The sequence below is a fragment of the Bradyrhizobium huanghuaihaiense genome (genome assembly GCF_025200885.1).
In the GTDB taxonomy this organism is placed as follows: domain Bacteria; phylum Pseudomonadota; class Alphaproteobacteria; order Rhizobiales; family Xanthobacteraceae; genus Bradyrhizobium; species Bradyrhizobium huanghuaihaiense.
The window spans coordinates 2,254,542-2,279,080 of record NZ_CP104172.1 but is presented as its reverse complement, the minus strand read 5'-3'; the positions used below and the strand labels follow the sequence as shown (position 1 = coordinate 2,279,080).

The 24,539-nt window shown below is 64.6% G+C and carries 25 protein-coding genes; 3 read left to right on the top strand and 22 right to left on the bottom strand.

Annotated elements, in window-relative coordinates; all coding sequences use genetic code 11:
• Positions 1-102: 102 nt before the first annotated feature.
• Positions 103-1,371, top strand: a complete 1,269-nt coding sequence (locus N2603_RS10800; RefSeq protein ID WP_260388705.1) for a serine hydrolase domain-containing protein — start codon at positions 103-105, stop codon at positions 1,369-1,371.
• A gap of 53 nt (positions 1,372-1,424) precedes the next feature.
• Here N2603_RS10800 and N2603_RS10795 read toward each other — a convergent pair whose 3' ends face one another.
• Positions 1,425-2,312, bottom strand: coding sequence for a dienelactone hydrolase family protein (locus N2603_RS10795; RefSeq protein ID WP_260388704.1), 888 nt, complete (start codon positions 2,310-2,312; stop codon positions 1,425-1,427).
• Positions 2,313-2,971: 659 nt separating this feature from the next.
• Here N2603_RS10795 and N2603_RS10790 point away from each other — a divergent pair.
• On the top strand, positions 2,972-3,550 hold the full coding sequence (locus N2603_RS10790; RefSeq protein WP_018641224.1) for a MarR family winged helix-turn-helix transcriptional regulator: 579 nt from the start codon (positions 2,972-2,974) through the stop codon (positions 3,548-3,550).
• Between the two features lie 14 nt (positions 3,551-3,564).
• On the opposite strand, the gene N2603_RS10785 is transcribed toward N2603_RS10790, so the two are convergent.
• The gene (locus tag N2603_RS10785; protein ID WP_018641227.1) at positions 3,565-4,503 is read right to left on the bottom strand and encodes a hypothetical protein; all 939 of its coding nucleotides are present in this window, start codon (positions 4,501-4,503) and stop codon (positions 3,565-3,567) included.
• Positions 4,504-5,326: 823 nt separating this feature from the next.
• On the opposite strand from N2603_RS10785, the gene N2603_RS10780 reads away from it, so the two are divergent.
• Entirely contained in the window at positions 5,327-6,097 is a 771-nt protein-coding gene (locus tag N2603_RS10780) for a response regulator transcription factor (protein WP_026311729.1), read from the top strand.
• Positions 6,098-6,307: 210 nt separating this feature from the next.
• Here the strand turns inward: N2603_RS10780 and N2603_RS10775 are convergent, their stop codons facing one another.
• From N2603_RS10775 to N2603_RS10680, 20 genes are all read right to left on the bottom strand, one after another.
• A complete protein-coding gene (locus N2603_RS10775) occupies positions 6,308-6,766 on the bottom strand; it encodes a hypothetical protein (RefSeq protein WP_018641232.1) in 459 nt (152 codons plus the stop codon).
• A complete protein-coding gene (locus tag N2603_RS10770; RefSeq protein ID WP_018641233.1) occupies positions 6,763-7,275 on the bottom strand; it encodes a hypothetical protein in 513 nt (170 codons plus the stop codon). Before N2603_RS10770 ends, N2603_RS10775 begins: the two co-directional genes overlap by 4 nt.
• A 38-nt stretch (positions 7,276-7,313) precedes the next feature.
• Positions 7,314-7,799 (bottom strand): rod-binding protein, encoded by a 486-nt coding sequence (locus tag N2603_RS10765; protein WP_026311730.1) that lies wholly within the window; start codon positions 7,797-7,799, stop codon positions 7,314-7,316.
• Positions 7,796-8,215: a hypothetical protein gene (locus N2603_RS10760; RefSeq protein ID WP_260388703.1), complete on the bottom strand. Its 420-nt coding sequence runs from the start codon at positions 8,213-8,215 to the stop codon at positions 7,796-7,798. The genes N2603_RS10765 and N2603_RS10760 overlap by 4 nt, the downstream gene beginning before the upstream one ends.
• Before the next feature lie 4 nt (positions 8,216-8,219).
• Entirely contained in the window at positions 8,220-8,972 is a 753-nt protein-coding gene (fliR, locus tag N2603_RS10755; RefSeq protein WP_018641236.1) for a flagellar biosynthesis protein FliR, read from the bottom strand.
• A complete protein-coding gene (flhA, locus tag N2603_RS10750) occupies positions 8,969-11,050 on the bottom strand; it encodes a flagellar biosynthesis protein FlhA (RefSeq protein ID WP_260388702.1) in 2,082 nt (693 codons plus the stop codon). Before flhA ends, fliR begins: the two co-directional genes overlap by 4 nt.
• Positions 11,051-11,123: 73 nt before the next feature.
• Positions 11,124-11,390, bottom strand: coding sequence for a flagellar biosynthesis protein FliQ (fliQ, locus tag N2603_RS10745; protein WP_018641238.1), 267 nt, complete (start codon positions 11,388-11,390; stop codon positions 11,124-11,126).
• Positions 11,387-11,800 carry a flagellar hook assembly protein FlgD gene (flgD, locus tag N2603_RS10740; protein WP_260388701.1) on the bottom strand — a complete coding sequence of 138 codons (414 nt, stop codon included), beginning with the start codon at positions 11,798-11,800 and terminating at the stop codon, positions 11,387-11,389. The genes fliQ and flgD overlap by 4 nt, the downstream gene beginning before the upstream one ends.
• 14 nt (positions 11,801-11,814) lie before the next feature.
• Entirely contained in the window at positions 11,815-12,225 is a 411-nt protein-coding gene (gene flbT / locus N2603_RS10735) for a flagellar biosynthesis repressor FlbT (RefSeq protein WP_018641240.1), read from the bottom strand.
• Positions 12,225-12,569 carry a flagellar biosynthesis regulator FlaF gene (flaF, locus tag N2603_RS10730; RefSeq protein WP_260388700.1) on the bottom strand — a complete coding sequence of 115 codons (345 nt, stop codon included), beginning with the start codon at positions 12,567-12,569 and terminating at the stop codon, positions 12,225-12,227. The genes flbT and flaF overlap by 1 nt, the downstream gene beginning before the upstream one ends.
• A gap of 69 nt (positions 12,570-12,638) precedes the next feature.
• Entirely contained in the window at positions 12,639-13,685 is a 1,047-nt protein-coding gene (locus N2603_RS10725; RefSeq protein WP_260388699.1) for a flagellar hook-associated family protein, read from the bottom strand.
• Positions 13,686-13,688: 3 nt separating this feature from the next.
• Positions 13,689-15,164, bottom strand: a complete 1,476-nt coding sequence (gene flgK, locus N2603_RS10720; protein ID WP_260388698.1) for a flagellar hook-associated protein FlgK — start codon at positions 15,162-15,164, stop codon at positions 13,689-13,691.
• A gap of 34 nt (positions 15,165-15,198) precedes the next feature.
• Complete coding sequence (locus tag N2603_RS10715) at positions 15,199-16,431, bottom strand: flagellar hook protein FlgE (protein WP_260388697.1); 1,233 nt, start codon at positions 16,429-16,431, stop codon at positions 15,199-15,201.
• A 90-nt stretch (positions 16,432-16,521) separates the two neighbouring features.
• Positions 16,522-17,103, bottom strand: coding sequence for a transglycosylase SLT domain-containing protein (locus N2603_RS10710; RefSeq protein ID WP_260388696.1), 582 nt, complete (start codon positions 17,101-17,103; stop codon positions 16,522-16,524).
• Positions 17,054-18,382 carry a flagellar hook-length control protein FliK gene (fliK, locus tag N2603_RS10705; RefSeq protein ID WP_260388695.1) on the bottom strand — a complete coding sequence of 443 codons (1,329 nt, stop codon included), beginning with the start codon at positions 18,380-18,382 and terminating at the stop codon, positions 17,054-17,056. Before fliK ends, N2603_RS10710 begins: the two co-directional genes overlap by 50 nt.
• Positions 18,379-19,572, bottom strand: a complete 1,194-nt coding sequence (locus N2603_RS10700) for a chemotaxis protein (protein WP_260388694.1) — start codon at positions 19,570-19,572, stop codon at positions 18,379-18,381. The genes fliK and N2603_RS10700 overlap by 4 nt, the downstream gene beginning before the upstream one ends.
• A complete protein-coding gene (locus tag N2603_RS10695; protein ID WP_026311732.1) occupies positions 19,569-20,876 on the bottom strand; it encodes a MotB family protein in 1,308 nt (435 codons plus the stop codon). The genes N2603_RS10700 and N2603_RS10695 overlap by 4 nt, the downstream gene beginning before the upstream one ends.
• A gap of 8 nt (positions 20,877-20,884) precedes the next feature.
• Positions 20,885-21,592, bottom strand: coding sequence for a hypothetical protein (locus tag N2603_RS10690; protein ID WP_260388693.1), 708 nt, complete (start codon positions 21,590-21,592; stop codon positions 20,885-20,887).
• A complete protein-coding gene (gene fliF, locus N2603_RS10685) occupies positions 21,589-23,217 on the bottom strand; it encodes a flagellar basal-body MS-ring/collar protein FliF (RefSeq protein ID WP_260388692.1) in 1,629 nt (542 codons plus the stop codon). Before fliF ends, N2603_RS10690 begins: the two co-directional genes overlap by 4 nt.
• 306 nt (positions 23,218-23,523) lie before the next feature.
• Positions 23,524-24,474: a flagellin gene (locus N2603_RS10680; protein WP_260388691.1), complete on the bottom strand. Its 951-nt coding sequence runs from the start codon at positions 24,472-24,474 to the stop codon at positions 23,524-23,526.
• Positions 24,475-24,539: the final 65 nt, after the last annotated feature.

Sequence of the window (24,539 nt, the reverse complement as noted above, 5' to 3'; positions counted from 1 at the left end):
GCCTCCCAGACATGCCCTGGCCGCGCTTGACTTCGCTCCGGCGCGGCCGTGATCTAGGCATGAGCGAGCCATCCGCATAACGAGCTCGCCTGGGAGGATTGAATGAACAAGACGATCGCCATGATCGCGGCGGCGGCTGCCGCCATCACGCTCAACGCAGCGCACGGCGCGCCACTGCTCGAAGCCAATCCGGATGACGCCGGTTTCTCGAAGCAGGGTCTTGCACGGCTCGACAGCTTCTTCGCACGCGAGATCGCGGCCAAGCGCGTGCCCGGGGCAGTCGTCGCGGTGGCGCGGGACGGCAAGCTCGTGCACTACGAGGCCTATGGCATGCTCGATCCGGACAAGGGCACGCCGATGCCGGTCGATGCGATCTTCGCGCTGGCCTCGATGACCAAGCCGATGGCGGCAGTCGCGGGCCTGACGCTGATGGAAAGGGGCCAGCTGCCGCTCCAGGCCAAGCTGTCCGATTACTATCCGGGCTTTGCCGACATGAAGGTCGGCGTGCCCCAGAGCGACGGCTCGCTCAAGCTCGAGTCGCAGGCCTCGCCGATCTTCATCCACGATCTCTACCGACACACGTCCGGATTGATGTATGGCGGCCGGCCGGACTCATCGAGCCCGGTGGCGCGGCAATATCCCGATGGCGTCGCGCCCGCGATCGAGGGCGACACCCAGGCCTTCATCGACCGCATGACAAAACTGCCGCTGGCGCATCAGCCCTCGACCGAGTTCGAGTACGGCTTTTCGATCGACGTGCTCGGCGCCGTGGTCGAGAAGGTGAGCGAGCAGAAGCTCGGCGATTATCTCGCCGCCAATGTCTGGCAGCCGCTCGGCATGAAGGATGCCACCTTCCACCCGACCGACGCGCAGCGTCCTCGTCTTGCCCGCCCGTTCGCGAACGATCCGCTGACCGGCAAGCCGCAGGCGATCAAGCTGCTCGATACCCCGACACAATTCGACTGCGGCGGCGCCTGCTCGTTCGCGACGGTCGGCGACTACATCCGCTTCGGGCAGATGCTGCTCAACGGCGGCGAGCTCGACGGCCAGCGCATCCTCGGCCCGAAGACCGTGCACCACATGACGACCAATCATCTCGGCCCCGAGATCAAGAACAACGTGGCGAATGTCGAGCCGCATCGCGGCGGCTTCGGCTTCGGCCTGTCGGTCGCGGTCCGCACCAGCGAGGGCCTGTCGTCGGTGCCCGGCAATCCCGGCGAGTTCACCTGGAACGGCGCCTACGGGACGCAGTTCTTCTGCGATCCGAAGGAGCGTCTCGTCGTCGTCGTGGGCACGGCGGCGCCAGGCGAGCTCCGCAAATATTATCGCGAGCAGGTCCAGGACATTGTCTATGGCGCGATGGTGAAGTGACCGTGCCTCGATAAGGAAAGGGCGGCCACTCGGGCCGCCCTAGAAATTTGGCGTCAGCTCAACACGCCGTACTTCTTGAACCAGGCCTCGGCCTGCTTCCAGGCATCATCCGCCGCGTCCCTGCGGTAGCTGCCGCGATAATCCGCGTGGAAGCCGTGCGGCGCTTCAGGATAGATCTTGAACTCGGCGGTCTTCTTGTTCTGCTCGAGCGCTGCCTTGAGCTGCTCGACCTGGGCAACGGGGATGCCGGTATCGGCACCGCCATAGAGGCCGAGCACCGGCGCCTTCATCTCCGGGGCGAGCTGCATCGGGCTCTTCGGCCACAGCGGATTGGCGGGGTCGACCACCGTCCCGTAGAACACCACACCGGCCTTGAGCGTGCCGCTATGGGCGGCATATTCCCAGACCGTGCGCCCGCCGCGGCAGAAGCCGATGATGCCGAGCTTCGCGGTGTCACCGCCCTGCGATCCCGCCCAGGCCACCACCGCGTCGAGATCGGACAGCAGTTCGGCGTCCGGCTTGGCGTTGACGATCGGCAAGAGATCCTTGACCTCGGTGACCCTGGTCAGGTCGACGCCCTTGCGGAAGTAATAGTCGGGCGCGATGGCAAAGGCGCCGAGCTTGGCGAGGCGGCGCGTCACGTCCTTGATGTATTCGTGCAGGCCGAAAATCTCCATCGCCACGATGATCACCGGCGCCTTGGCGTTGCCGCCGGGGCGGGCGAAATAGGCGGGCATCTCCTCGGAGCCGACCTTGATCTTGGCATCGCCGGCCTGGAGGCCGTTGGTGTCAGTCGTGATGATGTCGGCACGGACCGGACCGGCCGCGAGCGTGTAGCCAGCCGCGACGGCCGCGGTGGCGCTCATGAATCCGCGGCGCGAGAGCGGGGCGACTTTCGTCAGCCCGACGACGTCGGATGTCATGGTGGTCTCAAAGCTCATCGGTCTTTCCCTTCCTGCTTCCCATGCTGATGCCCCTGGGGCGCCGCATTCGCCAATAGTTGTCGGACAAACGCAAGTCACCAGCCTGCGAGGACGCGGCTCTCCGCCTCATCCCTTCGTTGGCGCGATCACCTCGGCAGCCTCCGGCCGCCGAAGGACCACGCGCGCCACCCGACCAGATCAGCCGTCCGCCGGTGACTGATCGTGTGCAGGCTTTAACCGCGTGGCCGCACTGCGGCGCAACATCCATTAACCCAAGATTGTGGTTCTCCCGCCCCACTCCACGCCGTCAGAAGTTGCAGATCCGCCGCCGCTTCGCCCATTTCGAAACGCCCCGCCGCAACAAATGGGCTGCGCAGTGGCCGCAACGACACATCATGTTGCCCGGATGTTGCGCGCCATCGGATTCCAGCACGCGATGCGCAGTCATTTGACTGAAATTTTCGGAAGAGTTGAGCCGTCCGGTTTACTCGAACTTTCTTTGTGACGCTCTAGTTCCACGGCCGGAAGTTCCATTTCCGGCAACGGAGAGCGGTCCTCCGAGGCACGCTCCGCCGTCCGGCCAAGCACGAAGGATCGCCCGAGAGCTTCATTGTCGTCCACCAGATTGCGCTACCCAAGGCTCAATTGAATAAAGCTTTATCCGAACCGGAATTGAAATGAATTTGGCTCGCGAATCGATCGAACTGGTGGAGCAGGTCGCACGCATCCTGTGGTTCGAAGGCACCAAGCACGGCTTGCGCGATCGCGAGTGGATGGCGCTGCGTTTCCTCTCCCGTGCCAACCGGTTTTCCCGCACGCCCTCGGCGCTCGCGAGTTACGTCGGTACCACGCGCGGCACCGCCTCGTTCATCATCGGCGAGCTCGAACGGCTCGGCTATATCGAACGAAAGCGCTCGGCCAAGGACAAGCGGTCGGTGTTGCTGAGCGTCACGCAGCAGGGCAAGAAGTTCCTGGCGCGCGATCCCGTCAACGTTCTCGTCGACGCGATTGCCGTGCTCGACGAGGAGGCCAAGATCCGCTTCCGCGACGCGCTCCGCCACGTGCTCGATCAGTCCGACGCGGCCGAGCAGCGGCACCATACCGACGTCTGCAAGCGATGCATCTTCCTCCGGGAAGATCGCACCAGCGCGGACGGCAAGACGACGGTCGAGTTCTCCTGCCGCCTGTTTCGCGCGCCGATCGCCGAGCCGGAGGTCGAGCTGCTCTGCACCGGGTTCGAGCATCACCGCCCGTAGACGGCGGGCTTCGATCAGGGCGTAGCCTTGCGCGACGAATAGATGACGCCGCCGCTGGTTTCCACCACCAGGCGTCCGTTCTCGCTCCGGATCTCCTCGATACGGCCGAGGCCGGGCACCTGCTGTCCCAGCACGGCCTCGATGACGCCGTTCGGACTTTGCAGGATCGCGATCCCCTCATAGGCCTGGCGCACCGACCAGCCCTTGACCACCTTTCGCGGTGCCGCCGTACGTTCCGAGGCAGGCACCGACCCCGTGTATTCCGGCACAGCGACCGAGGCCATCATCGGCATCGTCGGCGAGGGTGGCTGCGAAGCAACGGTCGCCGGCGCCGGAGCCTGGGCTTGCGCGAGCTTGTCGAGCTTCACCGTGGAGGACGAGCTCACCCGTTCGATGCGGTCGAGGTTCTCGGCGAACCGGCCGAAGCGGTCATTGGTTGCCTTGCTGGATTGATCGACCGCGGTCCGCAGGCCGTCGAGATTTTCCGACACGCCCGACACCTGCTTGCGCAACTGGGCGACCGTCTCGCGCAGAATCCTGATCTCGGTATTGGCCGCGACATTGTTCTGGGCGGGCTGCGTGGTGAGATAGGCGATCACGCCGGTGCAGGCGCACACCACCAGGACGGCGGCGACCGCCAAAGTCGCGAGAGGCACCACCCAGGTCGGACGAGGCGGCGGCGGCTTGGCCACGATCACCGCCGGCTTGATCACTGTTGGCGCGGGCTTGGGTATCGCCATCTTGTCGAGGCGCGCCTTGGCACGAATGCGCTTCAAGCCCTCGAGCGCCTCCTTTGCCAGCGTTTCGTCGTTCGCCACAGCCGACATCCGCTTTGCACTTGCTGCGGGCTTGGCCGCTTGCGTCGGGTTCGTCTTGGGCGCTTCCGGAGCCGACTTCGCCGCCGCGGCAACATCGGCTGTTGCGCCGGGACGAGCTTGTCCATCGGACGACATGTGAAAATGCTCCGTTCGCTTCGATCTTTCGAGCGACGAATTTATTTGGCGAAGCTTGCCTGAAACGTGCGCATCGAAAACTTTTCAGCACGCGCAATGCGACGCCGAATGAGTCGAAAGCGTCACGCACGCGGCGAGAGTGCGACTCGAAAGACACACACTCGCCAAGATTTCGCCAAGCTGGAGCCGGCGCGCCACACATGAGTCGAATTGTCGCATGTGGAAACCCGGTGGATAGAGTCAATCCCGGGTTGAAAACCCCCCCATATGCGTGACCTGCATCATCGCCCAAAATAGCAGTGATTATACAGGGATGCGGAACTATAGACCCAGCGTGATGCAAAAGTAGTTTAGTATCCAAACCAACTGGTGTGAGTAGATATATCAAGAAACAACTCGCAACAAACCAACAGCATCAAACACGCATAGCAACCGCTTTGTTACGCGCGCTTGATCGGGAATCGGCAATTGTTACGGTCCTACTCAAGTGATTCTCGCCAGTTGGCGAGGAGATCGGCAAAGTTCAGTAGCGTTCGGACGCAATAGGCAACTTGGCGCAACTGTTCTAGGTCGCTGTCTCAATCCGCCCCGCGAGGTGATCCGTAAGACACCCGCCGGGCCTCACGCAGTAAGCGTTCAGTATCGAGTCGAAGTAACAGGCCCGCGGAAAACGCAGGCACTGAATGCGTAGGGCTGCCCGCGAATATCGAAACCATAACAACGGTTCGCGGGATGGAAATATCGTCAAACAGCATGGTCGCCGAGCCGGTGCATCACAACAACCAGCCGGCCGCGACAAGTGCGAAACAGGGGCGAAAGACTAATGTATATTATCGTTGATGATCGCGAGAGCGTCACGAACAGCTACGTTGGAGGGCTCGTTCGCGAAGGCGTATCGTCGATCGGCTTCTCCTCCGGAGAATTCTGGGACTGGCTGCAATCTGCGAGTGAATCGGACCTGGCAGCGGTCGACGCGTTCCTCCTCGGGGATTGCGATGCCCGCGGAAGTCTGCCGCGGGCGATGCGCAAGCGCTCCGCGGCTCCCATCATCGCCATGAGCGGCCAGAAGATGCTCAAGAACACGCTAGAGCTGTTCGAATCGGGTGTCGACGACGTCGTGCACGTGCCGATTCACCTGCGCGAAATCCTCGCCCGGACGGCCGCAATCGCGCGCCGCCGGGTGGGCGAACTGCCGAGGCCCTGCGAGACCAGGATCCAGGTCTTTTTCAACGGGCGTGACCCCGAGATTGCGGGCCACGCTCTCACCCTGCCCCGCCGCGAACTGCGCATTCTCGAATATATGGTCAGCAACCACGGCAAGTGGATCACCAAGACGCAGATCTTCAACGCGGTCTACGGCATCTTCGAGTCCACGTTCGACGAGAGCGTGATCGAGAGCCACGTCAGCAAGCTGCGTAAGAAGCTCCGCGACCGCCTCGGCTTCGATGCGATCGTGGCCCGCCGCTACGTCGGATACCGTCTCAACATCCCGGCCGGCGAAACCATCGACGTGCCGATGCAGGAGCTCGACGAGGTCGGCATTCTCCTCAACAGGGCGCATGCCGCCCCGGCGGCATATCCGGCCGGAAACTGACGCGGCAGAGCGCCGTCACGAAACCGACAACGGCCTCCGCGGAGCATCTTCGCGGAGGCCGTTGCACTTTCGGGAGCCGCGCGCGCAGAACGCGGGCCTTGCACCGCGGCCGCGGCCGCAGCAAGGCGCGACGACATGAGAATGGCGCCTCAGGATCTCATGCGGACGTGATGCTTCCGCAAAAGCCGCCTCACGCCTGTCCGGTGAAGCCTACGGCTTCGACTGGAATTCTTCCTTGGAGACGTAGTTGAAGTCCTCGACCAATACGTCCTGGACGACGTCGGCCTGCATCCGCTCGTTGACACGCTGCTTGATGGCCGTCGTGAGGATCGAGAGGTCGTAGCGGGCGAGCTTCCTGAAATCGAGGCGGTCGTCGGCATAGATCCGGCGGAATGCCTCGTCGACCACGAACGGCTCCGGCGGAACATTCAGCTGGTGCATGGTCCGCGCCTCCACGGTGTAGACGAAGCGCGCGACGATATAGCCCTGCACATTGCCGTTCTCGACCATGGGCACGCTCAACGCCCGCGTCTTCTGGTACTGGAGCCCGTCCAGATAGGCGTCCTTTGCCGGCAAAAGGCTGCCGTTTTCCTTCCAATAGGCCACGGCGTAGCTCGTGCCCGCCGTGAGGATGCAGACCCAGAGCCCGGCCAGCACGAGTCTGATCATTTTCCGTCCTGCGCTGTGCGACCGGTATAGGTCCCGTCCGACTCGGCTTCCTTGATCGCCTTGACGATGATCGACGCAACCTCGCGCACCGCGTCGTAATGCATCTCGAGGACGGACCGGTTGCGCTCGAGCTTCTCGCGCAGGCGCTGGATCTCCTCGGTGACCTCGACCTCGCTGCCAAGATGCATCCGCGCCCGCATCAGGCGGACGAACTCCAGCATGCTGCGGCTCTTGCGGGCGCTGAAGTCGTCAAAGTCGATCTTCTTGCCCGTCGTGAGCGCGACCGTCTCCTCCTCGACGATGTTTTCGAGCCGGCGGATCGCCGCCAACAGGCCGCGCACCTCGTCCGATCTCACCGCATCTGCGCCCTCGATCACCGCCTCGCCGCTGACATTGGGTAGCAATACCGGCAACAGCGCATCGGGAGATGCTGCAGCAATCGTCATCGCCTCGGTGTCCACGACCGGCTGCTCCATCACCAGGGCTGTCGCGCCTTCTTGTGCCTGCATAGGAAATTCACCCCTCAACTTCTGTCACCCATTCCGGATCATGATCCGGCCTTCCCCGTCACGTCCGGACCCGCCGGATTTGCTGCGGCGAGTTGCTTCGCAATGCCAATGCCCTTGCCCTTCGCGAGCTGGTTGCCGAGTTGCTCCGCCAGCATCGATTTCCAGACGCTGCCCGCGGTCCCCTTGCCGAACAGCTCCTCGGACTCCTTCGGCAGCATCGTTTCGACGAAGCTCTGGAGGATGAAGGCTTCGAACTTCCGGTAGACCTCGCCGGACGCCGGCGCCTTGATCACCTGCACCGGAGGTCCGTTCACCGCGCCTGACTGCGCTTCGGCGACCTTCGCCGCGGATTGATCCGCAGCCGCAGCCGCGGCCGCTTTGCCGACCTCGGCGTCCATCGTGGCAGCGAAATCGGCGCCCGACGATTTCAGCGCATCGAGCTTCGCGGTCGCCGCGCGCTGCGTCACGGGATCGGCGGCCTCGAGGACGTCGAGGACGAGGTCGGGCGTCGCTGTCACGATCATGTCTTGGTCCGGCTGGCTGGCCGTGGCGTCCATGCGCGCACGGTGAGGCTTGTTCCCGTCATCTCCTCGAGCGAACGCTTTTCGGCGTCGCGAAGCTTCTCCGCGAGCGCCGCCTTGGCGACTTCCTCGAGCTGTTTCACGCGGCGGGTCTCGCGGCGAACCTGATCGAGCTGCCGCGAGGCCTGCTCCTGCACGGCGCGCGCGCCGACGCTTGTCCTGTTGAGTCGCCGTGCGATCGACTCGCTCGACGATCCCGCCGGCGGCTTGCCCTCGTTCAGCGCGCCGACCAGCCATTCCTGCTCGTCCTGCAAGCTTTGCTCCTGTTGCCGCAGGTACGCGAGCTGCCATTCGGACAGCCGCAGCTGGAGCTTTACCAGCGAGACCATCCGACCAAGCTTGTCCGCGCGCGACTTCATGTCGTCACTCCGCCAGCCAGGAGGAGACGCCGAGGATGAACTGCGTCAGGAGCTCGTCGCTGGTGAGGTAGAGCAGCAGGAAGCCGCCGAACAGCACGAAGGGCACCGAGATGAAATAGACCGGGATCGCCGGCGTCAGCTTGTTGATCAGTCCGACCGCGAAGTTGACGATGACGGAATAGACGATGAAGGGGCTGGCGATCCGCAGCGTCAGCACGAACGCCTCCGACAGGCGGCCCACGAGCTGGTCGAGCGCCATGCTGCCGCCGATCCTGCTGCCGGGATGCCAGACGTCGTAGGAGTTCATCAGCCCGCGCAGCACCTGCCAGTGCTGGTCGGTCATGAAGAACAGCGTGGTGACCGATGCCATGATCAGCGGCACCAGCGCCGGCGCCGGATCGGTGTCGCCGACCGGCGTTCCCGGGATGTTGCTCAGTCCGATCGCGCTCGCCATCACGGTTGCCATGGTCTGGAGCGCGAGGAAGAACACGCGTCCGCCGAGGCCGATGACGCTACCGACCAGGATCTCCGTGCCGATCAGCAGCGCGAGCGACAGCGGTGCCGCGTTGTCGGTCAGAGGTTTCAGTACCGCGATCAGGATCGGCGTCAGCGCGAACGTCGTGACCAGCGCGATGAACAGCCGGACCTGGGCCGGGACGTTGACGCTGGAATAGCCCGGTACGAACATCAGGCAGGCGCCGATGCGGCAGAACACGATGAACGTCACCAGCACGCTGTCGGCGAGGCCGCTGATCACGATATGGCTCCGAGCGCACGGATCTCGGAGCTGCGCGCCACTTCGACATGCGACAGGATCGGCAGCGTCGGGAACACCCGCTCCAGGATCATCCGGACATAGGGGCGTGCTTCGGGGGTCACCGCCAGCACCACGCTGGTGCCGTTCTCGGTGAACTTGCGGATGGCGGCGCTGGCTTCCGTCGCGAACTGCTCGATGAGCCGCGGATCGGCGTCGAATTCAACGACGTCGCCCTTGGCATCGCGCTTCAGGCTCTGGTGGAAGGCGAGATCCCAGCGGTTGCCGAGGCGGACCACGTTGAGCACGCCATTGTCGGAGAGATCGCCGCAGATCTGCTGGGCAAGGCGCGTGCGCACATGCTCTGCGACCTGCTCGGAGCGCCGCACATGGGGCGCGATCTCGGCAATCGCCTCGAGGATCAGATGCAGGTTGCGGATCGACACGCGCTCGGCCAGCAGGATCTTCAGGATCGCCAGCAGGCCGGAGTAGGAGATCTGCGAGGGGCAGAGATCCTCGACCAGGCGCTTGTATTCGGGATCGAGCCGGTCGAGCAGCCCGCGCATGTCCTTGTAGGACAGGAGCTGGGCGAGGTTCGCCCGGATGACTTCGCTCAAATGCGTGAGCAGCACCGACAGATTGTCGACCGGCTTGCAGCCCTGCCGCCTGACCTCGTCGGCGAAGGCTTCCGTCACCCACAGTGCCTTCATGCCGAAGGCGGGCTCGATCACCTCCTCGCCGGGCACGTCGGGCTTGCCGTCCTTGTCGACGAGCACCAGCACCTCGCCGAGTCTGAGCTCGCCGTGGGCGACGCGGGTGTCGTGGATGCGGATCTGGTAGCTCTTGGGATCGATTGACAGATTGTCGGTGAGCTTGATCTCGGGAATCACGAAGCCGTATTGCTTGGCGAACTTCTTGCGGATCTTGGCGACGCGGTGGCCAAGCTCGGTGCGCGAGCCCAGGAGGTGGACCGAAAGATGGCCGCCGAGCGCCAGCTCGATCTCCGCCGTCTTCAGCGATTCCTTGACCGATTCCTTGGCCTGGGCCTGGGCGCGCTCGTCGGCCTTGCGCGCATCTTCCTTCTGCTTCTCGGCCGCCTGCCGCTTGGGCAAGGTGTAGCCGACGAAGGCCATGACGCCGCCGAGCAGCACGAAAGGCGGCATCGGCAGTCCCGGCATCAGCGCGAGCACGAACATCATCAGCGCGGCGGCCGACACCGCGCGGGGATAGCCGCCGAGCTGCCGGAGCACGGCCTGTTCCGCCGAACCCCTGGTGCCACCCTTGGAGACCAGCAGGCCCGCGGACAGCGACACGATCAGCGCCGGCATCTGCGACACGAGACCGTCGCCGACGGAGAGCTTGGTGTAGACGTCGGCGGCGCGCGACAGCGTGAGGCCGTGATGGGTGACGCCGATCACGATGCCGCCGAAGATGTTGATCGCCGTAATGAGCAGACCGGCGATGGCGTCGCCGCGAACGAATTTCGAAGCACCGTCCATGGCGCCGAAGAATGCGCTTTCCTCTTCGAGCTCGCGGCGGCGGCGCTGGGCTTCCTTGTCGTCGATCAGACCCGCGGACAGGTCCGCGTCGATCGCCATCTGCTTGCCGGGGATGGCGTCCAGGGTGAAACGGGCGCCGACCTCGGCGATACGGGTTGCGCCCTTGGTGATCACGACGAAATTCACCGTGACCAGGATTGCGAAGATGATCAGGCCGATGACGAAGTCGCCGCCCATGACGAATTTGGAGAAGCCGGCGACGACATAGCCCGCGGCGTGCTCGCCCTCCCCGCCTCGTGACAGGATGAGGCGCGTGGTCGCGATGTTGAGCGCGAGGCGCAGGATGGTCGCGATCAGCAGCACGGTCGGGAAGGCCGAGAAATCCAGCGGCCGCTGGATCCACAGCGCGACCATCAGGATCAGCGCCGACAGCGCGATCGAGAAGGCCAGGCCTAGATCGATCAGGATCGGCGGTATCGGCAGGAACAGGATCGTGAGCATGGTCACGATGCCGGCCGCAAAGAAGGCGTCCGCCCCGAATCGGCGGGGGCTGGGCAGGCTAGCAGCTAACGTATCGGCCATGGGTCACCGGCAGAGGGTCCGCCCCGTAATCTGCCGCGCAAAGCTTACGCGAGGGTGGTGGCCGCCTCGCGGCTCAGAAGCCCCGCTCGATATGCGAATAGACCATCTCGGTGAAGGTGGAGAGATGGGCGCCGATGAACGAGCCGGAGACGGCGACGACCACGAGAATGACGATGATCTTCGGAACGAAGGTCAGCGTCACCTCCTGGATCTGGGTCAAGGCCTGCATCAATGCAATGATGGTGCCGACCAGCATTGCCGCGCCGACCGCAGGCCCGGAGGCGACGATGATGGTCCAGATCGCCGCCTGGACGATGTCGAGGGCGTCGCGCTCGTTCATGACTGGCTGATCGTGAGACCGGGCCCGACGGCGACCTTCGTGCCGTTCTCGAGGGTCGCGATGGAGCCGTCGCCGTTGATGGAGATGGACTTGACCTTGCCGGAGAAGGTCGCGCCGGTCGAGTCGGTGAAGCTGACGGTCTTTCCGATCAGTGCGTCGGCCTGCGACAACGACTGCGAGGACAGCAGCGCGTCCAGCTTCGTATTGGTCTGCATGGCCTGCTCGACCGTCGAAAGCTGGGCGAACTGGCTCATATATTGCGAGGTGTCCATCGGATTGGTCGGATCCTGGTTCTTCATCTCGGCGACGAGAAGCTGAAGAAAGGTATTGTAGTCGACGCTGTTGCTCGACGTGGTCGTCGTGGTGCTGGTCGACTTGCTGGTGCTGTCGGTCGCGCTGGTGACGTTCATGTGCCTCTCCGCTGTCAGGCAGCCTGGAATGGGGAAACGATCGTGGCGCCGGCCAGGATGGCCTGCTCCACCGGGAACAGCGCCCGGATCCGCTTGAGGGCCTCGAAATAGCGTGTCGCCTCGACCAGCTCGTCGACCGCGGCGAGCCCCTCCAGCATCTCGCGGCTTTCGCACACCGCGACCAGGGCCGCGTGGTGCTGCGCGTAGAGCGCCGAGGCGTCGCGGACATCAGTCGGGTTCATCAGCATGAGCTGAACGATGAAATAGAGCTGCCGCATCGCAGTAGTGGCGTCGGACGCTTGCATGATCTGCCCTTCGAGCAGGAACATGACGTCGTTGACGAGCTCGACGGAGACCTTGCGGTCCACGCGCAGCACCGCGCCGTTGATGTAGATCCGTTCGCCCGCCCGCAAGGATATCTTCATTAGAGCGCGTCTCGGATCAGGCGGTTGATTTCGATGAGCTGCGCGACGTCATCCGACCTCTCTTCGCGAAGGCGATCGGCCTCCTTGATGACCCACAAGCCGATCGAGATGATCTCCGCGCGCAGCTTCTCGGGAAGCCCGTTTTCCGGATGCGAGAGATCCTCGATGAAGATCGTCCACAGCCGCCGCACATAGAGCAGGCTCTGGACGTGATCCTCGAAACTGTAGCGTCCCTTCTGAAGCCGCTCGAGGCGATCGATGCCGAGACTGAGCGCCTGGCGCTCGCGGCCTCTCGCCTCATAGCCGCTCTCGTCGACGACCGATGCATAGGCTTCAAACGTCATCAGGACCACTCTGCGCAGGAAACGGAATAACAAGACAAGGGTCGTGAACCTCGAAAAAGCGAGCTTGGCTCAGAGATAGTTGATGAGGCTGATCTTCTGAAGCTGTGAGGTCAGCGCCAGCGCCGTCTGGATCTGGGTCTGCAGGGTGTTGACCCGGACCGAGGCTTCCGTCGGATCGACCTTCTCCATACCGACGATCTGATTGTTCAGAATGTCCTGCTGCGTCTTGAGCTTGTCGGTTGCGGAGGTGATCCGCTGCTGGACCGTGCCGACGCTGCCGCCGAGGGTCGCGAGATCAGAAATTGCGCTGCCGACGAGGCCGATGGCCTTGTCCACGACGACCTGGAACGTCTCCTGGCTCAGCTTCGCGTTACCGAGATCCGCCATCATGGTGTAGGCCTCGGCGAGCTTGCGGAAGCCGGGCTGGTTGGCGCTGACGGACGTATCTGCGATCTCGGTCGTGGAGATGCGGCTTTGCATGACCTGGTCGGTGGCCGATGACCAGTTGGTGTTCCAGGCCGGGCTCGCGAACTCGGCATCGAAGGTGGTGTTGAGGAACGTCTGCATCTGTGCGGGGGTTATGCCGCTCACGCTGGCCGAGGATTGCGAGAAGCCGAAGGTCGCAAGGAAATCGGCGTCGACCCGGTTCTTGCTGGCCGAGCCCGTGGCATAGGGCGTGACCGGCTGGTTCTGCGTGTTGACGCCCGAGAAGAGATACGAGCCGTTATAGGAGACGTTCAGCGCGCCAATCAGATCCTGCAGGTTGGCGGACGCAGGCGGCAGAACGATCCGGCCGCCGTTGTCGGTGCTGCGAGCCGCGATCAGGTCCTTGAGGAAGTCCGTTGCGGTCGTGCCGAGCTGGGTGATCCGGGCTTGCGTCACGTCGAGGCGTCCCGAGACGAGCTCGTTGGTATCGACGAGCTGATCGGCGAAGCTCCAGTCCGCCCGCAGGGTGAGGTCGCTTCCCGTCGTGGCCCCAAGCTCGAGGCCCACATCGTAGAAACGGCCGGTGGTCGCTTCCGTCGACGCCTTGCTCAGCGCGGCCTGGTTGTTCGTGATTGACGTCCTCAACGACGAAGACAGCATCAAGGTCGAGATGTAGTTCGCGCTCATCATGGCTTAATTCCCCACGGCAGCCAGCAGGCTCTGCAACATTTCGTCGACGGTCGAGATGATCTTCGACGAGGCCGAATAGGTGCGCTCGACCTGAAGCATCAAGGACATCTCGTCGTCCATGTTGACGCCGCTGACGTTCGACAGCGCCGCGGTGCTGCGGTCGAGCAGCGTTTTCTGGTAGGTGACGTTGGAGTCCGCGGTCTTCCGCTGGTTTTCGATCCAGCTCGTCGACGACGACGCATAGTCGATCAGGCTGCCGTTCGGCTTGCCTTGCGTGGTTGCATCGAACGGCTGCGCCGCATCCATGCCGCCGATGAGCTGCTGCAGCCGGGCCGAGTAGCCGCCATTGCCAGCGGTGTTGTATCTGTATGCAGGGTTGCCGCTGATCGCGCCGTCGCGCAGCAGATTGGGATTGCCGCCCAGCGCCGGATCGACTGACGCCGCGACGCTGATCAGGCCGGCAAGTCCGACCGAGACGGTGGCGCTCGCCGGCATCGCCGGCGCGCCGGGATAGGTGAAGAGACCGGGAACATCGGGCAGCGCCGCAGCGGTCTGATCGCTCTCCCTGAAGGTGTTGATCAGGCCGCGCGCGATTTCGTCGAGCTGACTCTGATAGGTGACGGTGTCCTGGTCACGCAGCTGAGCGAGACCAGCAAGCTTGCCCGACTTCAGCGGCATCACCGAATTGGCGCCGGTCACCGGGACGCCGTCGATGACGACCGCGTTGCCCGTGGTGCCGGGCGAATAGATGTTGGTCGCCGTGAAGCTGACCGTTCGCGCCGTCTTGTCGAACAGCACGACGCCGCTGTCGGTATAGAGCGCAGCATCGCCGTTGGTGCGGATCGACATCGAGACGCCGACCTCCTCCGACAGCTTCGAGACGATGCTGTCGCGCTGGTCGAGATAGTCGGTGACGTCGTCACCGGCAATCGTCCCCCTCACGATCGCATTGTTGACCTTGTCGAACTGGGAGAGGAGCTGGTTGATGTTGGCGACCGAGGTCGCCATGTCGGCATCCGCTCCCTCGCGAACCGATTGCACGGTCTTGGTCGCCTCGTTGAGCGAGGTCGCCATATCCTTGGCGGACGTGACCGCCGCCTGAGCCAACGTGGTGTTGTCCGGGGCGTTGGCATATTGCTGCAGCGCCTTCTTCAGCGCATTGAGCTGCGAGGTCGGCGACTGGTCGAGCTCCGGATCGTCCACCGTGGCAGTTGCGATCTTCTGGAGACCGTCATAGATCGCGCTTTGCTTGGCCGACGACGAGGTCGCGGTCAAGACGTTGTTGTAGAGACCCGAGCTGGCGGCGCGCTGGATCGCCGCCACATAGACGCCGGCCCCGGGCAGATTGTCCAGCACCGCGATCTTGCGCGAATAGCCGGTGGCGCTGGCACCGGCGATGTTGCGCGAGATCGTCGAGGACTGGATGCCCGACGCCATGAGTGAAGCGCGGGCGGAGTCGAGAGCGGCGGTAAGGGACATGATTTGCTCTTGCCCGGAACGGGCGCTGGAGAATTCAGCGCTTCAGGTTGACGACGACGTCGAGCAGGTCGGCGCCGGTCTGGAACGATTTCGAGTTGGCGGTGAAGCCGCGCTGGGCCTCGATCATCCCGGTGAGTTCGTCCGCGAGGTCGACGTTGGAGTCTTCCAGGGCGCCGGACTGGATCGTGCCGAGGCCGCCGGTACCAGCATTCCCGGCCTGCGCGTTGCCGGAATTCATGTTGGTGGAGTAGACGTTGCCCGGCTCGGGCGTCAGATTGTCGGGGCTCGCGACGTCGGCGAGCATGATGGTGTAGAGCGTCATCTGCTGCCCGTTCTTGAGCACAGCTGTCACGTACCCGTTCTCGTCGACGTCGACCTTGTCGATGGCCGATGGAGCGCTGCCATTGACGGTCGCCTTGAAGCTGAAGTCGGTTCCGGTCTGCGTCATGTTCGACAGATCCAGGGTCGTCGCCGCACCGCCGGGGACGGTGAAGGAGAGAGTCGTCGGGCTCGCCGCAGCCAGCGCGCCTTTGCCGGTTGCGGTCGTATCGAAGGTGAAAGTGGTGGCGGCGCCGACCGACGCACCCGTCGCGGAGTTGTAAGCCTGAATCTGCCAGGTGTCCGAGCCGGCGGCCGTCGCCGTGTGGGACATGTAGACGTCGAGCGTAACGGCCTGGCCGATATTGTTGTAGGCCACGATCGAGCTCTTCGACGAGTATGACGCCGGTCCGGGCGGACCGGCGATCACAGCCGCTTTCGGATCCAGATTGCCGGTCGTGAGTGTCCCCGCCGTCGTCGGCACGGGCACTTGCGAAACCTGGGCAATGTTGACGATCTGCATGCCAGACAGGCTGTTCTGCGAGAAATTGGTCACCTTACCGGGCCGACCCAGAAGGTAGTAGCCGGCCGCGTTGACCAGATTGCCCTGGGCGTCCGGCACGAACGAGCCGGCGCGCGTCAGATATTGCTGCGTGTTGTTGGCGTTCGACACCACGAAGAAGCCGTTGCCCTGGACGGCGAGGTCCGTGGTCGACGTGGTGAACTGCGTATGCCCGGCGTCGCTGATGGCGTAGCGCACCGTCGTCTCGACGGCGCCGGAATCGTAATTGCCCGAACCGCTCTTCAGGATCAGCGAGGAGAATTCGGTCGAAGCCCGCTTGTAGCCCGTCGTGTTGACGTTCGCGATGTTGTCCGAGACCGTCGACAGCTTGTTGGATTGCGCAGACATGCCGGAAACGCCGGTGCGCATAACACCATACAGGCTCATGAATTGGGCTCCTTTGGTAGGTTGCAGCTACAATGAGGGTTCTTGCTTGCGCGGGGCTGATGGTCGGGAACCATGCACAACTTCATGTTGTCAGGTCGTTTTCGGCTGACAGAACGAGCGCGCCTTGTCGGTCCAGGCCCCGAAGCCGCTCGATACGAGATGAGCGACGATGTGACAGACATAGCGCTTCTGCGCCGGCTGGTTGTTGGGGCCCGCATTGTAGCGGGCGACCGCCATGGTCCAGCTGCCCTCGCGCTGCTTCAGCTCCTTCAGGAAGCGCGCGGCGTATTCGACATTCTTGGCGGGATCGAACATCGCCTGCACGGAGGCGAACTTGTCGCCATGATAATAGTGGTTGATCTGCATGCAGCCGAGGTCGATCAGCTTGATGCCCTTGGCTCGCATCGCCTCGAAATTCGCGATCGCATCGGTCATGTCCTTGGCGAACACGGTCTGACCGTCGGCGCCGAGCGCATAAGGATGGAGCGCCCCGCGCCGTCCGGTCTCGGTGAGGCCGACGGCGTAGAGAATGCCGAGCGGAATGCCGTGCTGCTGGGCTGCACGCGCCATCTCGCGCTCGCAGGGGCGTGCGCTGTCGGCGGCAGCCTCCGCGGCGCCCGCGTTACAGATAAACAGGGCCGCGACGAATCTGCGGCGCCACGTCCTGGTCATGACGCGTCTCCTGGTTGGACTGGCGCTCCTGCCGGGCCTGTCTCGCATCGCCGTCCGATTGTCCCGACGACGTGCTGGCGCCGTCGAACGTGCCTTGCTGCTGTGAGGATGACTGCTGCTGGCCCGAGGGCTGTGGCTGCGGCTGCGACTGGCCGGAGCCGCTCTGAAAACCATCGAGCGAGCCGTGCTGGACGGGTGCGACGTCGGCGACGTAACCGGCCGACTGCATCAGATCGCGGATCGAGTCGCGCTGCTGGTCCAGCATCTGGCTCGTGTCCTTGCGTTCGGCCGCGAGGTGGATCGAGACCTCCGAGCCGACCAGGCGGAGGCGCACGGTGACATTGCCGAGCGCCGGCGGCTCCAGGTTGACGGTCAGGATCTTGAGCGGCTGGTCCGGCGCATTGTTCTGCGCCCCGGCGAGATCAGGGGTTGCGGACGACGCCGTCGGCACTGAGGATTCCTTCAGTTCCGCGACCACCGCATTGGCGACCTGTTGCGGGGCGTTGAACTGCGCCGGGGGCAGATGGGTCTCCTGCTGGACCACGGTGACCTTGGTGGCCTCGGGCAATGCGTCCCGGGCCGAGGCCTTGACGGCGCGTTCGACATTGGCCGTGACGGCCTCGAAGCCTGACGTTGCGGGCAATGCCTTTGACGGAGCCTCGTTGTCCTGCTGCGCGGCGACTGCCGCCTGCGAACGCGCGCCGATCGGGGCGGCGGCGGGCGGCGCGGGATCAGCGGCGGCAATCTTCGCCGCGCCCGCAGCCTGAACCTCGCGCTTCGACGTGGAGGAGCGCTCGTCGCGCGCGGAGGCGTCCTTCCCGTCACCCGCCTGCGATTGCACCTGCGACCTCACGGCTGGTACGGCGGCGAGCTCCTGTCCGACGATCGCGGGCATGCTCGACCGGTTCGAAACGTCCGTCTTCGCGGCATCATCGACCGGACCTTGGGTCTGCGACGCGTGGTCGGTCTTCTGTCCGGACGACTTGTGACCGGAGCTGGCCTCGTCGACCACCTCGGTGCGTTCCTGCCCCGTTTCGTCCTTCCCGGCCTGATGCGCCAGGCGCGCGCGCAGCGTTCCGGCTTTCACGGTCGTGCTGCTGGCCTCATCGTTGAGCGCCCGCTTTGCCAGGTTCGAGACGGTGTGAAGCAGATCGTTGAACGACGAATCCGCCTGCGATTTCGTCCCTGCTGCTTTTGCCGAGCGCGATGTACCGCGCATGTTGAGGCTCTCGGCGAGGCCTGAGAAGAGCTGTCCGGAGGTTCCGCTGAGTTTGGTCATGGGCGGCGATCCTTGGCGAGGAGTTCGAGTTCGCCGAGCTGCTTCTGCGCGCGCGCGAGTATCGCGTTCGATGATGCGAGATCGAGGCGCGCCGGCGTCACCGGAGGCTTGTCGGCGGTGGCGGCGGGGCCGCCTGCAAATGGTTTGCGAACGTCGAGCGCGAGCTGCAACGTCGCATTCAGGAGAGCAACATCGCGCTCGGGCAGCTTCGACCGATCGAGCGCCTTCAGCTCGGCGAGACCGCCGTCATATTCGTCGGTGAGCGCCCGCGAGGCGCCGCGGAAGAAATGTGCGCGCTCGCGCTCGGCGGAGGCATCGGCGCTGAGCGCCAGCGCACGCTCGGCCGCGAGCCGGGTCACGGGCATCAGTCCACGCAGCATCGCGTTGCGCGCGATCATGAGATGCAGCTTGATGCGGCTGGCGCGGTCGATCTGGTCCAGCAGGGTGACGATGCGCGCAAAGCGGCGCTCGTCGAGAGCCAGGCTCGATTGCGTCAGGCCCGTGGAGAAACGCTGCCAGAAATCGCCGGCATAGATCGAGTTGCGATAGTGACGGATGTAGGCCAGCGTAAGGAACTCGAACTTGTCGAAATCCTCGGCCTGCCCGACCAGCAGGATCTCGCGCCGCAGCGCCGCCTCTTCCACCAGCGTGCCGGGCAGGAGCAGACGCGCATCGTCCAGTCGCTCGATCGCAAGCGATGCCTCGGTGCGTGCGAACAGCGCGCCCTGCACCAGCGCGACCTGTCCGCCCAGGCCCGACGGAAGCGTGCGCGGCTTGACGTCCTTGAGCAGCTCGCGCGCTTCGTCCTGACGGCCCTCGACATAGGCGAGCGCGCCGTCGAACAACCGACCGTCGACGCTCATCTTGTCGCGTGGCAGCTTGCGGACCAGTTGCGGCGCGCCGCCGCTGAGCAGGTAGATGACGACGGCCTGACCGTTCTGCGGATTGCTCCACACATTCGCATCGGCGGCAAGAAACTTCTCGCCGATCTGCCGGATCAGCGCGATGTGACTGCCATGCGCCGCGGTGTCGCCGTTGGCGATGCCGTCCTGCACGGCCTGCAAGGCACGCACGAGCTCATACGGTTCGCTTGACGTCGCGGCAGCGACCGGCGCCGGATCGGCAAGCGCGGGCGCCGCCGTCGGCGGCAGCACCATCAACAGGGCAGCGCAGAGGAGCGGCCTGATCACGGACGCTTCTCCCGGATCAGGATCTCGATCCGGCGATTCTGTGCGGCTGCCGGGTCGCTGGGAAGTTTCGGCCGCCGGTCGGCATAACCTTCGACATGTTCGATTCGCAGTGCATCGACGCCGGAGCGGACCAGCATGTAGTAAGCCATCTGCGCACGGGCGGTCGACAGCCGCCAATTGTCGTAGTTCTCTGACTTGTACGGCCGATTGTCGGTGTGGCCGCGGACGATGATCATGCCGGGACGCTTCGCCAGCAGCGGCCCGATCTTGTCGATCACCCGGATGAGCTCGGGCCGCGGCTCGGCCGAGCCGACCGCGAACATGCCGAAGCTCGCATCGTCGGTCAGGCTGACCAGCAGGCCTTCCTCGACCTGACGCACCTCGGCGACCGGTCCCGCACCGGCCTTGATGTCCGACAGCGCATCCGCGATCGCGGACTGCAGCTGCTTGACGGTGGGCTGCTGTGTTTGCGCGGCCTCGCGCGGTTCGGAATCCTTCTTCGCGTCGTTGGGACGCGCCTGCGCGCCGGACTGCGCGTTCGCCTGGGCGCTGCCCTCGCGCGATGACTGCGACGGCGCGGGCCCCGGCGGCAGCAGGGGCGACAGGCTCGCGGACGATGCATCGGCGTTCGGAGCGATGCTTCCGCCGGCATCGTCCGTCTTGGCGCGGCGCGCCTGCGGCTCGCCTTGACCGGCGCCCGACATGTTGTCGCGCGCGGACGGATTGGGCTTCGGCTCGCTCTCGATGATGCGATCCGCGTCCTTCGATGCCTGCGGCGCCAGCTTCCAATAGCCGGGATCGAAGGGATCCCGATAAGCGTCGCCGCCCTTGAGACCGTCCTCCTCCGCGGAGGTCAGCGAGCCGGCGCGGCGCTGGCCCGAGGCCTCGTTCGCATTGTTTGCGATCTCGGCAAGCGTCGCATAGGGATCGCGGAACAGGACCTTCTCCTCGTAGAACGGCGGCTTCTCGGCCGTCGGGGAGTCACCGCGACGTTCCTCGCTCGGCCCCCCCGGCTGACGCCGGCCCTCCTGACCGTCGAACGTGGTCGGCTCCTTCTTGGTGAGATCCTTCAGACCTTTCGGTGCCGGCGCATTCTCGGCGAGCTTGATCGGGTTGAAGTAGCTCGCGACCACCTGCTTCTGGTCCTGGTTGAGCGCGTTGAGCAGCCACATGACCAGGAAGAACGCCATCATCGCGGTCATGAAATCCGCATAGGCAATCTTCCATACGCCGCCGTGATGCGCCTCCTCGGCGAAGGCGCTGCGCCGGCGGACGATCACGAGCTCCTGCTTAACCTCTTCCACCATGGCTGCTACCGGCGCGCTTCCTTCAGGCGTTCGCCCCAGGCTGTGATCTGCGTCTCGATCACGGTCTGGTCGGCGACGACGCGGACCTCAGAAGTCTCGGCAACCTCGTACTCGACTCCCGTGCGCCTGCTAGCCTCGAGCTGGGTCCTCACGAGGTCGAGCAGCTCGCTCGGGCCGGTGACCTTGAACACCGGGACCGGCGAATTGCCGGTCAGCGCAGCGATCTGCTCGACAAGCGATCCAACCGCCTTGTCGCGGACCGCATCGGCGAGGAAAGGCAGCAGGATGCGCGCGACGGAGCTCGCGATGTTGGTCTCGATCTCGCGGCAAGCCGCCTCGAAGCCGCCGACGATCGCGACCGCCTGCTGGTCGGACCACTTGGCCCGCTCCTCGCCGAGCCGGATCGCGCTGCGGACGCGCTCCTCGGCGACCCTGGCATCGCCCTCGGCAACGCCGGCGGCATGGCCGCGACGATAGGCATCGTCGAGAAGATTGACCGGTGGAGCTTCCGCCTCGGGCGCCGGCGGCGGCGACTGAAGCTGCGGCTGCGATTGGGGCTGACGCTGCGGCTGGGCCGGCGGTTGCGGCTCGCGCCGCGCCTCCTTTGGCCTCGTCAGCACGTCCTGGATCTTGGGCGGCGGTGGCGGCGGTGGCGACTTGATCCGGCCGTTCGCGTCGAACTGCGTCAGGAGTTTTCCGATTGCCGCGTTCATGCCGCCTCCTCGCGTCGCATCCAGTCTTTAAGGATCGCTGCCGCTTGCGTCTGATCGAGCCGGACGATCTGCTCGAGCCGCTTCTGCGGTGTTCGCTGCATCTTGCCTTCGAGATCTTCGACGAGGTTGAGCTCGGGATCCTGACTCTCGGCCAGCGCAAGGGCCGCGGCGGCTTCGAGCTCGGCAGCCTCGGCCGCCTCGGTCTGCTCCTGCGCCGCACGATGGGTCAGAATGCCGTTGACCGCGGGCCGAAGCCCGAACCAGACCAGCATCGAAGCGACCGCCAGGATCGTCACCGCGTTGATGACGCTGCCGAGCTGCTTGTTGATCATCTCGACGAAGCTGATCGGCGGCACCGGCGCGAGCTCGCGCGAGCCTTCGATGAAGTCGACGGCCGTGACCTGGATCTGGTCGCCGCGTGCCTTGTCCAGCCCGCCGGCCGTGGCGGCGAGCGCGCTGATCTCGGCGAGCTTGCTGTCGACGATGGCCTGGTTGCTCTTGTCGCCGAGATCGGCGACGAGCCGCGCACGGTTGACCAGCACGGCGATGAAGAGCTTCTTGACCGAATAGCCGTCGCTCACCGTTGTCGTGGTCTTGGACGAGACCTCGAAATTGGTGACGTCCTCGCGGCGGGTCTTGTCCTCGCTGGAGTTCTTGGTGCCGCCGGCGTTCACCTGCTGATCGGGCAGGTTCTGCTGCACCGTGGTCGGCTGCGAACGGTCGGCGTTCTGCGATGATTCCTTCTCGCGCACGTTTCGCACCGAACGCTCGGCGCGTCCCTCCGGATCGTAGACGGTCTCGTTGGTCTGGCGCTTGTCCGTGGAGAGCTGCGGGGCGACGCTGACCTCGAAATTGTCGAGGCCCAGATACGGCGTCAGCGCCTTGCGGATGTTCTCCTGCACCATCCCGCCGACCGTCTTCTGCAGGCTCGCCATCTTGGTCGGCGCGGCGCTCGCCTCGTCTTCCTCGGCGAGCAGCATCGAGCCGTCGGCATCCAGCACCGTCACCTTGTCGCGGCTCATGCCGGGGATGGCCGCCGCGACGAGATGACGGATCGACTGCGCCGTGCGCGCCTCGATCGCGCCGTCGGTGCGCAGCACGACCGATGCCGAAGGCGGCTGCTGGGTCGCGCGGAACGAGCCGCGCACCGGCAGCACGATGTGCACGCGCGCCGCCTTCACACCCTTCATCAGCTGAACGGTGCGCGCGATCTCGCCCTCGAGCGCGCGCAGCTTCGTGACTTCCTGCATGAACGAGGTCAGGCCGAGCGAGCCGATCTTGTCGAACAGCTCGTAACCGGAATTGGCGCTGGTCGGCAGGCCCTTCTCGGCAAGCAGCATCCGCGCCTGCATGGTCTGGCTCGGACGCACCGAGACGGCGTCACCGGCGGTATTGACGTCGAATGCGATGTTCTGCTCGCGCAGCGCAGCGCCCATCCGCGTCACGTCTTCGCGGGTGAGGCCGGTATAGAGCGTCTCGAACTCGGGCCTGCTCAAATAGTACGCACCGCCGACGACGGTGACGAGGACGGCAAAGCCGATCAACCCCAAGGCCATCAGCCGTCGTGGCCCAAGCTCCAGCAGATTGTTGAGCAGTTGCTGTATCTGCGCACGACTGAACAGCATGTGACCTCGTACCAATGCGAACGTAGAGGACACTCCGCTGCCAACCTTGTCTGAAGGTTGCGCGAGGCCACGAATGTGTCGGTTCGCGGGCGAGGCGTGGTAAATTTACAAGAAATCGGGGAGACGCTATCGCGCGTATCGGCAACAGATGCACAACCGGACTCATCGCGGCGCGATCGGCTGCGGCGTACTGCCCGATATCTGGCGTCAGGGGATCAATTGCAGGCACATCTTGTGCCGTCGTATCCGCCGTTCATGGCGGAGACCGTGCTCCCGTGGGAGCACGGTCGTTTCCAAAGCCGAGGCCTACTTGAACAGCGACAGGATGCTCTGGCTGTTCTGGTTGGCGATCGAGAGCGCCTGAACGCCGAGCTGCTGCTGGGTCTGAAGCGCCTGCAGGCGCGTCGATTCCGCGTTCATGTCGGCGTCGACGAGCTGGCCGATACCGCGATCCACGGAGTCCATCAGGTTCTTGACGAATTCGGTGTTGGTCGCGATACGGTTCTTGATGGCACCGAGATTGGCGGCGGCCGAGGCAACCGTGTTGATCGCTGCGGTGACCTGGTTGATGTAGCCGTCGAGCTTGGCCTGGTCAGTCGCCGAGTCAGTCAGCGAGCCGATGGCGAGCGTGGCGACCGATGCGAACCCGGTCGTGCTGTTGCCGGTCACCGTATCCAGGATGCCGGACGTGGTTGAGCCGCCGGTGGTGTAGAGGGCGAAGGTGGCGGTCGTCACCGTGATGGAGCCGATGGTGGGCGTACCACCGACACGCGAGTACGACGACACGAGGTTGAAGGTCGTCGGCGTGGCCGTGGACGACGAGGGCGTGATGTCGATGCTCAGCCAGTTGATGCCGTTGATCGTGGCCGAGCTGGCCTTCAGCTTCATATCCTGCTGGATCTGGGTGACTTCCGACTGGATCTTGGTGCGGTCGATACCGGCGGTCTTGGCTTCGACCAGCAGCGCCTGGAGCTTGGTCAGGCCGGAGTCCTTGTCGCCGATGACCGTGTTCAGAGCGGTGTATTCGGTGTCGACCATCGCGGCCGACAGACCGAGCGAGTCGGAGACCGCGGAGAGCGCGGCGTTGTCGGAGCGCATCGAGGTCGCGATCGACCAATAGGCGGAGTTATCCGAAGCGGTCGACACGCGCTGGCCGGTCGAGATCCGGTTCTGCGTGGTCGCAAGCTGCGAGCTGACGTTGCGGAGGGTCTGCAGCGCGGTCATTGCAGACGAGTTGGTGAGCAGACTTGAACTCATTCTTGACGCCCCTTTGACGATTGAATTGTTAGGGACATACCGGGCTTACACCGGTACGACAGGGC

What these genes read in the sequence shown, in the direction of transcription:
- fliF (WP_260388692.1), bottom strand. Translation starts at nt 23,217, where the DNA reads ATGCTGTTCAGTCGTGCGCAGATACAGCAACTGCTCAACAATCTGCTG.
- N2603_RS10680 (WP_260388691.1), bottom strand. Translation starts at nt 24,474, where the DNA reads ATGAGTTCAAGTCTGCTCACCAACTCGTCTGCAATGACCGCGCTGCAG.
- N2603_RS10780 (WP_026311729.1), top strand. Translation starts at nt 5,327, where the DNA reads ATGTATATTATCGTTGATGATCGCGAGAGCGTCACGAACAGCTACGTT.
- flgD (WP_260388701.1), bottom strand. Translation starts at nt 11,800, where the DNA reads ATGAACGTCACCAGCGCGACCGACAGCACCAGCAAGTCGACCAGCACC.
- N2603_RS10725 (WP_260388699.1), bottom strand. Translation starts at nt 13,685, where the DNA reads ATGATGAGCGCGAACTACATCTCGACCTTGATGCTGTCTTCGTCGTTG.
- fliQ (WP_018641238.1), bottom strand. Translation starts at nt 11,390, where the DNA reads ATGAACGAGCGCGACGCCCTCGACATCGTCCAGGCGGCGATCTGGACC.
- N2603_RS10690 (WP_260388693.1), bottom strand. Translation starts at nt 21,592, where the DNA reads ATGAACGCGGCAATCGGAAAACTCCTGACGCAGTTCGACGCGAACGGC.
- flhA (WP_260388702.1), bottom strand. Translation starts at nt 11,050, where the DNA reads ATGGCCGATACGTTAGCTGCTAGCCTGCCCAGCCCCCGCCGATTCGGG.
- N2603_RS10790 (WP_018641224.1), top strand. Translation starts at nt 2,972, where the DNA reads ATGAATTTGGCTCGCGAATCGATCGAACTGGTGGAGCAGGTCGCACGC.
- fliK (WP_260388695.1), bottom strand. Translation starts at nt 18,382, where the DNA reads ATGACCAAACTCAGCGGAACCTCCGGACAGCTCTTCTCAGGCCTCGCC.
- N2603_RS10710 (WP_260388696.1), bottom strand. Translation starts at nt 17,103, where the DNA reads ATGACCAGGACGTGGCGCCGCAGATTCGTCGCGGCCCTGTTTATCTGT.
- N2603_RS10795 (WP_260388704.1), bottom strand. Translation starts at nt 2,312, where the DNA reads ATGAGCTTTGAGACCACCATGACATCCGACGTCGTCGGGCTGACGAAA.
- N2603_RS10785 (WP_018641227.1), bottom strand. Translation starts at nt 4,503, where the DNA reads ATGTCGTCCGATGGACAAGCTCGTCCCGGCGCAACAGCCGATGTTGCC.
- N2603_RS10715 (WP_260388697.1), bottom strand. Translation starts at nt 16,431, where the DNA reads ATGAGCCTGTATGGTGTTATGCGCACCGGCGTTTCCGGCATGTCTGCG.
- N2603_RS10775 (WP_018641232.1), bottom strand. Translation starts at nt 6,766, where the DNA reads ATGATCAGACTCGTGCTGGCCGGGCTCTGGGTCTGCATCCTCACGGCG.
- flgK (WP_260388698.1), bottom strand. Translation starts at nt 15,164, where the DNA reads ATGTCCCTTACCGCCGCTCTCGACTCCGCCCGCGCTTCACTCATGGCG.
- N2603_RS10770 (WP_018641233.1), bottom strand. Translation starts at nt 7,275, where the DNA reads ATGCAGGCACAAGAAGGCGCGACAGCCCTGGTGATGGAGCAGCCGGTC.
- flbT (WP_018641240.1), bottom strand. Translation starts at nt 12,225, where the DNA reads ATGAAGATATCCTTGCGGGCGGGCGAACGGATCTACATCAACGGCGCG.
- N2603_RS10760 (WP_260388703.1), bottom strand. Translation starts at nt 8,215, where the DNA reads ATGAAGTCGCGCGCGGACAAGCTTGGTCGGATGGTCTCGCTGGTAAAG.
- N2603_RS10800 (WP_260388705.1), top strand. Translation starts at nt 103, where the DNA reads ATGAACAAGACGATCGCCATGATCGCGGCGGCGGCTGCCGCCATCACG.
- flaF (WP_260388700.1), bottom strand. Translation starts at nt 12,569, where the DNA reads ATGACGTTTGAAGCCTATGCATCGGTCGTCGACGAGAGCGGCTATGAG.
- N2603_RS10765 (WP_026311730.1), bottom strand. Translation starts at nt 7,799, where the DNA reads ATGATCGTGACAGCGACGCCCGACCTCGTCCTCGACGTCCTCGAGGCC.